The sequence below is a fragment of the Nocardia sp. NPDC060220 genome (genome assembly GCF_042727815.1).
Classification (GTDB): Bacteria; Actinomycetota; Actinomycetes; order Mycobacteriales; family Mycobacteriaceae; genus Nocardia.
This window is the reverse complement of sequence record NZ_JBHWZY010000262.1, coordinates 1-8,024: the sequence shown is the minus strand read 5'-3', so window position 1 is coordinate 8,024 and position 8,024 is coordinate 1. Positions and strand designations below refer to the sequence as shown.

Annotated in this window: 9 protein-coding genes; 2 read left to right on the top strand and 7 right to left on the bottom strand. The window is 66.4% G+C overall.

The window, feature by feature from the left end; all coding sequences use genetic code 11:
• The 3 genes from ACFWF3_RS15720 to ACFWF3_RS15710 all read right to left on the bottom strand — a co-directional run.
• On the bottom strand, positions 1 to 330 hold a 330-nt coding region (locus tag ACFWF3_RS15720), incomplete at its 3' end, for a hypothetical protein (protein WP_379314223.1).
• Positions 331 to 469: 139 nt separating this feature from the next.
• The gene (locus tag ACFWF3_RS15715) at positions 470 to 1,759 is read right to left on the bottom strand and encodes a serine hydrolase domain-containing protein (protein ID WP_379314222.1); all 1,290 of its coding nucleotides are present in this window, start codon (positions 1,757 to 1,759) and stop codon (positions 470 to 472) included.
• Positions 1,760 to 1,930: 171 nt separating this feature from the next.
• Positions 1,931 to 2,620 carry a cupin domain-containing protein gene (locus ACFWF3_RS15710; RefSeq protein WP_379314221.1) on the bottom strand — a complete coding sequence of 230 codons (690 nt, stop codon included), beginning with the start codon at positions 2,618 to 2,620 and terminating at the stop codon, positions 1,931 to 1,933.
• 303 nt (positions 2,621 to 2,923) lie between these two features.
• On the opposite strand from ACFWF3_RS15710, the gene ACFWF3_RS15705 reads away from it, so the two are divergent.
• On the top strand, positions 2,924 to 4,345 hold the full coding sequence (locus ACFWF3_RS15705; RefSeq protein ID WP_379314224.1) for a hypothetical protein: 1,422 nt from the start codon (positions 2,924 to 2,926) through the stop codon (positions 4,343 to 4,345).
• Between the two features lie 10 nt (positions 4,346 to 4,355).
• Here the strand turns inward: ACFWF3_RS15705 and ACFWF3_RS15700 are convergent, their stop codons facing one another.
• Both ACFWF3_RS15700 and ACFWF3_RS15695 read right to left on the bottom strand, forming a co-directional pair.
• Complete coding sequence (locus ACFWF3_RS15700; RefSeq protein ID WP_379314220.1) at positions 4,356 to 5,435, bottom strand: alkaline phosphatase family protein; 1,080 nt, start codon at positions 5,433 to 5,435, stop codon at positions 4,356 to 4,358.
• An 84-nt stretch (positions 5,436 to 5,519) separates the two neighbouring features.
• Entirely contained in the window at positions 5,520 to 5,897 is a 378-nt protein-coding gene (locus tag ACFWF3_RS15695; protein ID WP_379314219.1) for a DoxX family protein, read from the bottom strand.
• A gap of 197 nt (positions 5,898 to 6,094) precedes the next feature.
• On the opposite strand from ACFWF3_RS15695, the gene ACFWF3_RS15690 reads away from it, so the two are divergent.
• Positions 6,095 to 7,045: a TIGR03560 family F420-dependent LLM class oxidoreductase gene (locus ACFWF3_RS15690; RefSeq protein ID WP_379314218.1), complete on the top strand. Its 951-nt coding sequence runs from the start codon at positions 6,095 to 6,097 to the stop codon at positions 7,043 to 7,045.
• Between the two features lie 76 nt (positions 7,046 to 7,121).
• Here ACFWF3_RS15690 and ACFWF3_RS15685 read toward each other — a convergent pair whose 3' ends face one another.
• Positions 7,122 to 7,583, bottom strand: a complete 462-nt coding sequence (locus tag ACFWF3_RS15685; RefSeq protein ID WP_378987585.1) for a cupin domain-containing protein — start codon at positions 7,581 to 7,583, stop codon at positions 7,122 to 7,124.
• Between the two features lie 165 nt (positions 7,584 to 7,748).
• A partial coding sequence (locus tag ACFWF3_RS15680) for an MspA family porin (protein ID WP_379314217.1) occupies positions 7,749 to 8,024 on the bottom strand: 276 nt, incomplete at its 5' end.

Genomic DNA, 8,024 nt, shown 5'->3' with positions numbered 1-8,024 from the left:
CGACTCGGAGGTGAGACTGCGCCCGACGCCGAGGCCGAATCGCGAGGCCAGGCTCGTCAGGACCTCGGGTGGCGCTCCGGCGTGCCGGCAGACCTCACGCAGGGTCGGCAGCGAGGCGTCGATGACAGCGGGGGAGCGGAAGCCGAGATCGGCGACGGCGATCCCGAGGTTTTCGCCGATGGCGGGATCCCACGCGGGGTTGGCCAGCGCGACCAGCACTCGGGCCAGGAGATCTTCGAGGACGTCGACGAGCTCGTCTTCGCCGTGTACCGGGATGTTCACCGCAGCCAGGTGCGCGGCCCATTGCCGGGCGAATCGTCGAGCGGGCACCGTCGATGACACCTCCGTAGACTCCGATATCTCCTTCGAGCAGTAAAGCAAGGATCGCCTCACCGCATGCGAACATCGGATCAGCCGGGCGTCATCGTGTGCAGCGGACATCCGTTCGGGTGGCGGGCTCGCGGGGTCGTCACCGGCCGGTGGTGGTCGGTGGAGCAGGGCTGGTGGGTGCGGTCGTCGCGCCGGTGTTCGGCGCGGCCGGGCTGCCCGGCACCGCCTCGTTGCCGTAGAAGGTCGGCAGCATGCCCTTGACCAGCACCAGTGCCGACCCTTCGCCCGACGGCACTGTCGCGAGGTTCGTGGCGACCACGATCGTGAGGTCGGACTCCGGGTCATGGCCCATGAAGGTCATGTACCCCGGTATCTGACCGTCGTGTCCGAACAGATGCAACCCGAATCGGACGATGCCGAGACCGTATCCGGCGACATCGGGCGCGGCCGGATCGATCGGCTGGATGCTGTCCATCCGCAGTCGCTGCATCTGCTCGTCCAGCAGGTCGCCCTCGACGAGCGCCCGCACGTAGGTGGCCACATCACCGACCGTCGAGATCGCGGCACCCGCGGTCCACGTCCACGACGGGCTCTCGTCGGTCGCGTTGTTGGGTTGCAGCGTGCCCGCGAGCGCGGCGGCCTGCTGCTCGGGCGGCAGGGCGAAGGTGTCGATGGTGGAGACATTGGTGCCGAACGCGTACCCCTGCGGGTGCGGATCGGGGATCGAGTGGTCCGCCGCCGCGGGCAGCGAGGTGTGCTTCAGGCCGAGTGGTTCGAAGATCCGCTGCTGGAAATTCTCGGCGGCCGTCATCTTCGTGATCTTCTCGATGACCAGGCCGAGCAGGATGATGTTGGTATTGCTGTAGTCGAATTTCTCCCCCGGCGCGAAATTGACCGGATGGGAGAAGGCGATGGCGAGCAACTCCTCGGGCGTCCACACCTTGTTCGGGTCACTGTCGAGCATGGCATTGAACTGTGGGTCGAACGTGTAACTGTAGAGCCCGCTTCGCATTTCGGAGAGCTGGGCGATGGTGATCTCGTCGCCGTTCGGCACATCCGGCCAATATTTGGCAATCGGATCCTCGAGTGCGAGTTTCCCCTCCTGTACCAACTGCAGAATGACGGTCGACGTCATGGTTTTGGTGTTGCTGGCGATGCGGAAATAGTCGTCCACCGACATGGGGTCGTCGGCCCCGATGACCCGGGTGCCGAATGTCTCGGTCCAATCGCCCTGCTTCGGCGATTTGACGACCACGACAGCACCGGGAATGACGTTGTCCTTCATGAGCTGGGTGATCACCGGCCTGAGGGTGGTGGCGTAGGCGGGCTCGGCCTGCGCGCCGGCCGACGTGCTGGTGGCATCGCCGCCGGAATCCGACGATGTCGCGCAGCCCGTGGCAATGAACAAACTCGCGGTCGCGACAAACACTGCGAAACTCGTCCGGTGTCCCATTATTCTCCGATCAGCGTGTGCTCGAAGGGGTGATGTCGCGCTGTGTAACGCAACTCTGCTCCCTGCGCGCCGAGGAATCAATCAGCAACCCGGTAACAGTGGAATGGCGAGCCGAGGGCTCGCCATTTCCGGCGATCGAGTGTGGGTTCAGCTCCGGAAGTCCTCGAAATCGAAGCCCGGTGCGACGACGCAGCTCACCAGTACCTCCGCACCACCGCACGGCCGGGCCGCCTGCCAATTACCCGCTGGGACGAGTTGCTGCACGCGGTGCCCCGACTCGATGGCTGGGCCGAGGATCACGGTCTCGGTTGTGGTGGGAGTGTCGCTGTCGCCGCCCAGCAGGAGTTCCAGTGGTCCGCCTCGGTGCCACATCCACAGTTCGTCGGAGCGCACCGCATGCCAGATCGACTGTTCGTGCTCGGGGAGCAGGAACAGGATGCCGGTCGCCGCGGCGCGTGGGCCCGGATAGTCAGTGGGCGCGAAAGTATGCGCACTGCGCCAAGTTTCGCGAAACCAGCCGCCTTCGGGATGCGGCAGCAGGTCGAGGGTCTCCGCGGTCGAGGGCCGGTGCAGCAGTTCGGTATGGCGGCCTGCCGGGCCGCGCCGGGCCCACCGCACCTTCGCGGCGGGCAGGTGGCCCGCGGTCGGCGATGCCCCGCGCGGGGTGACGACGAGGATCTGCGCGGTCGGCGCCAGCGCATCGGCAATCAGAAGCGCCGACTCGTCGTCTGCCGCCCAGGCGGTCCGGTCGTCGTCGACGGGCAGCTGATCACCTCCCGACCGCCAGGCATCGAGGGTGGTAACCAACATCGGTTCGGTGTCGGTCGCGTCAGACACGAGTGGTTCCATGACATCGAGTGTTCCCCAAGATCGTGGAATGCCGTTGTGTTCGTGGTGCCGGCGTCGCTCGAGTCGGTGGTCGCGGATCGGAACCGAGGCACCCGCAACCCGGAACCAGTGGTGCCGACCGGGGTGCGCGACGGTCGCCGACGGATCTTGCCGTCGCGACTGTGGTCCCCTACTCTGCGAGCTGTACGAGTATTCGAAAGGCTGAGTTCGAGTATTTGTTTCGAGGCGGGTTCGCTCTGGCGAGCGAGCGCGTCGATGGCAGGAATCAGGGAGTCGCCCGTGTTCGCAAGAATGGGTCGCATCGCCGCGACCGCCGCGCTGTGTCTGACCGTGTCGCTCATGGTCACCACCGGAACCGCCGCCGCGGAGTTCGGTTCGCTACCGCCCGCGAATCCGCACCTGGGCCCGCCCGGAACCGCGACGATGCACGGGGATGCCGAGTCGTCCGACGCCACGCCTTTCGCGGGTCCCGGAACCGGAAGCATCGACAGCGACTTCCGCGAACTCGCTGCTGCGTGTCCGACCATTCTGCAAGGCGCGGACGGGATTCCGCAGGCGCTGTGCACCAAGATCATCGACCGGGCCCCGAAGGTGTTCCTGCTCGACCCCGGCAGCGGGCAGCCGCTGGCCTCCCTCGATTTGGCCAAGGGCAGCCTCCTCGGTGGTGTGTACGCCTATCTCGACAGCGACGACCGCATGGTCACCGTCGACGGCAGCGGGCAGCTGCTACGGATCGGCCACCGCAAGGACGGCGACGACTGGAAGCTGTTCGTCGAGACGAGAACCGATATAGCGCAATCCGTCACGGGCCACTGCGGTGGTAGCGACTGCGACGCTGTGAGTTCGGTGATGCCCGACTTCGACGGCCGGGTGTGGTTCGCCACCGACAACGCGGTGGCGGGTTACTCCGATCCGGCGACCGGCGCGGCCCGGTCGATCGTGCTCGGTCCGGGGGAGAAGGTCGCCAACAGCATTTCCACCGCGCCCGAGGGCGTCTCGATCGCCACCACCCACGCGCTGTACCTGGTCGATGTCGACGAGACCGGCGGTCCCCGCATCGTGTGGCGCCAGGCCTACGACCGCGGTCCGGCCCGCAAGCCCGGTCAGCTCTCCTGGGGGACCGGTGCCACTCCCACCTTCTTCGGCCCCGGTAGCGGCACCGAGTACGTGGCGATCACCGACAACGCCGTGCCGAAGGAAAATCTGCTCGTGTTCGACACCGCCGGCGGCAATCCGGTGTGCTCGGTGCCGACGGTCAAGGGCACCGAGAACTCGCCGATCGGTTCCGGCAACAGCCTTTTCGTCGCCAGCACCTACGGGTACCCGTATCCCGCGGTGCCGGAGGGGGCGGGCGACAGCGACCCGGCGCATGCTTCGTTCACCGGGGGCATGGTCCGCGTAGACGTCAGCGGTTCCGGCTGTCAGGTGAAGTGGACCAATGATGTTCTGTCCGCGGCGGTTCCACGTCTGTCGGTGGCCGACGGCAAGATCTACACCGTCGCGCGCCACAGCATCATTTCGACCGGCAGCGCCGGGTTGACCGATACCTTCCGCTACACCGTGATCGACGCCGCTACCGGGCGCGTCGACACGGAGAAGGTCATCGGGGCCACCGCCGTGCACAACACCCTGCAGATGGTCGGCACCATCGCCCCTGACCGCACCCTCTATCAGGGCACGATGAGCGGGTTGTTCCGGATCGCACCTCGCTGAGCGGCGGGAACTAGCGCTCGGACGAACCGCTCGCCGATCCACTTCCCAGCAGGCACAACGGATTCGCCACCATCGCCGCCTGTGCCGAACCGGACGACGAACCGGTGATCCCGGAGTCGACCGGTGGCGTGTTCGGCGCGGGTAGTGCCGGGTTGCCCGAACCGCCCGTCATCATCGACTCGCCGTCGAGGTTCGCGGGCGCCGGGACATCGAGCAGATCCAGCACGGTCGGTGTGATGTCGGCGAGGGTGTAGCCGTTGTTCTCTGTGCCCGCCGCGAACCCCGCTCCCCGCGCGATCACGAAACTGGCTGTCTCGTAGGCGCTCTGACCGCCGTGCCCCCCATCCGGCTTGTGTCCGTGGTCGGTGGTGACCAGGATCGTCCACCGCTCGTTCGAATGCGCCGCCGCCCGTGCGTCCACCGCGGCGGTGATCTGCCCGACCAGGCTGTCCACGCGGCCGATGGCATCGCGATAGGCCTGCGGCCAGATTCCGCGCAGCGTGTGTCCGACGATGTCCACCTGATCGAGGTGCGTGAACAGCAGGTCGGTTCCCTGCTCGGTGATGGCCGAGACAACCTGCGCGGTGGCCGCGGAATCGGCGGTGGTCTCACAAACGCCCGCGCCGGTGGGATCGATCTGCGTGACGGTCACCCGATCGGCCTGCGGGCTGCCGGTGCGCGCGATCATGCCGATCTTGTCCCAGGTCCCGATGGAGGCCGTCGACAGCGCCGGACGCTCCCGCTCCACCTGCGTGAACACCGTCGGATATTGTGCGAAAGGTCCTGCGTTGCAGGTGGATCCATTGTCCTGTATTCCGTGCTTGGTATCCCATACGCCGGTCAGCGCCGTGGCCCACGAAACGCACGACATGGTGGTGTGCGGGGCGATGGAGGTGCGTGCCAGGGTGCCCTGCGCGGCCATGCGGTCGAGGTTGGGGGCATCGGCCGCCGTCACCTCACTCCACAGGGTGCCGTCGATGCCGATGACCACGACCTTGTTCACGACCGGAGCCGCGGGGGCCGGCGCTGCCGTGGCGAAGGGGACAGCGGCCAGGGCCGCGGCTGCGAGTATGCGGTGAGTGCGAGACATGCGCGGCACCGTAATTGCCGAGCGCCGACGACAACCAGCGAATTGGACAATTGACCGGTACAGTCCCGCCCACTGGGACCGACGTCAGAACGCTTGCGGGCCGATCCGTTCCACCGCGACGAACACCGCCAATGCCAGCAGCGCCACGGTCATCACGACATTCGACCATTCGCCGCGGCGCCCGTGCGTGACGATCGCGCCGACCATGATCACCGCCAGACCGATGGCGGCCGCGGGCACCAGCCAGGTGGCGATACCGAACACGCCGGGCAGGATCAGGCCGAGTGCGCCGGCGACTTCTGCCGCGCCGATGAACTTGATCAGGCCTTCCGGAAAGGGCTCGGCCCAGCCCATTTTCGGGTCCGCGACGAGCTGTTCTTTGGATTTGGCGAGTTTCATCGCACCGGCCAGGAGAAAGACTGCGGCCAGCAGGCCGGAAACGATCCAAACGACGACATTCATGCCGCGACTCCGGTGTGCGAGGGCAGCGGGGCGCCGACCCAGGCCTCGACCTGATCGAGTATCAGTTCGCCCACTCATCGTACTGCGGCGCGGGACGGCGATCGGTGAACTTCCGGCCATTGCCGTGTGACGCGCGGTTGATTGCCATGGATTATCGCTGCGGGTCGACGCGGAAAACGACCGTAGGGTCGTCGAACATGAGCATTCGTCTCGGATATCAGATGCCCTACTTCGGCTACGCGGGCTCTGCGCGCGAACTGTTCCCGAAGGTCATCGCGCAGGCGCAGGAGGCGGAGGCAGCCGGGTTCGATGCCGTGCTCTTCATGGACCACTTCTATCAGGTCTATGGGCAGCCCGACGATTGGATGCTGGAGGCCTACACGGCCCTGGCCGGGCTGGCCACCGTCACCGAGCGAATCCAGCTGGCCACCCTGATGACCTGCAACACCTACCGCAATCCGGCGCTGCTGGCCAAGATCGTCACGACGCTGGACGTGATCAGCGGCGGCCGCGCGGCCCTCGGCATCGGCGCGGGCTGGTTCGAGCTAGAGCACCGCGGCTACGGCTTCGACTACGGCAGCTTCACCGAGCGGTTCCAGCGGCTGGACGAGGCGCTGCAGATCATCTCGCCGATGCTGCGCGGGCAGCGGCCCACCTTCCAGGGCACGTGGTACCGCGCCGAGAACGCGATCAACGAGCCGCAGGTGCGTGACGACCTGCCGATCCTGCTCGGTGGCGGCGGTGAGAAGAAGACCTTCGGCCTGGCCGCGCGCTACGCCGACCACCTGAACATCCTCTGCCACACCAGCGACCTGCCCCAGAAATTGGCCACCCTGCGGCAGCGCTGCGAGGAGGCCGGGCGTGACCCACAGACTCTGGAGACCAGCTACCGCGCTGTCGTCGTCATCGACGAGAACGGCGACCGGGCTCGCAAGCTGGCGCAGGAGTTCATGCAGCGCGATGTCGTGGTGGCGATCTCGGCGGACAGCGTGTTCGCCGGAGCCCCCGACGATGTGGCGGAGCAGATCCAGCGCCGCATCCTGGATCACGGGGTCGACGGCATCATCGTGAACATGGTCGCCAACGGTCATGAGCCGGGCATCCTCGAATTGGCAGGCAAGGCCTTGAGTCCGCTGGTGCACCACTGATCAGCGACTGTGGCCGGCTGACGTCGTCGACGGTGAATCACCGCACCGACCTTCACACTTTCGCCGGAATCAAGGGCTACAGATGGTGGTGGATGGGGTCGATCCAATGGACGGCGTCGGGCTTCTCGATCGGCTCGATGTCGAGATTGACCACGACGGCTTCGCTGTCGCTGCGCACCAGCACGCATTCCAGGGGTTCGTGGGTGCTGGCGTTGATTTCCTGGTGCGGGACATACGGTGGCACGAAGATGAAGTCGCCGGGCCCGGCCTCTGCGACGAATTCCAGCCGCTCGCCCCATCGCATCCGGGCGCGGCCGCGGATCACGTAGATGACACTTTCGAGTGCGCCGTGATGGTGTGCGCCGGTCTTGGCGTCCGGATGGATCGTGACGGTCCCGGCCCAGATCTTCTGCGCGCCGACACGGGCGAAATCGATCGCGGCCGCCCGCTCCATTCCGGGTGTCTGCGCAGTGTTCGAATCCAGCTGATCGGCCTTGATCACCCGGACACCGTTGTGCCGCCAATCTTCGGCAGTCATGGTGCGCTCCTCCACGTCGATCGGTTCGAGCTGTATCGCCGAATGCGAGCGGGCCGGGGGACCGTCGCGCACGGTTGAGGCTACGCAATCATGATTCGGTTGCCCGGTAGACGTTTTCACTCGGCGGGATCGAAAGAGGACCGCCACGCGCGGTCGCGGGGCTCGCTACAGGGTGGTGGGCTCGCCGAACACCGCTCCGCTGTCGTCGACTTCGGGTGTTTTGGTCAGCACGTAGGTGTATTGGCGGATGGTGGCAGGCCCGATGCAGTTGTCGACTTTGATGTGGAAGTCGCGGGTCACGATCTGCACGGTCTTGCCCGGGATGAGTGGTTTGCCGTCCCCGATGTCGACGTTGGTGATGTCGCCGGGTTGCAGGTCCAATTCCAGGAAGAGACCCGGGTCTATCGCGATGGAGGGCAGGATGCCGCTGAACTCCTGCAC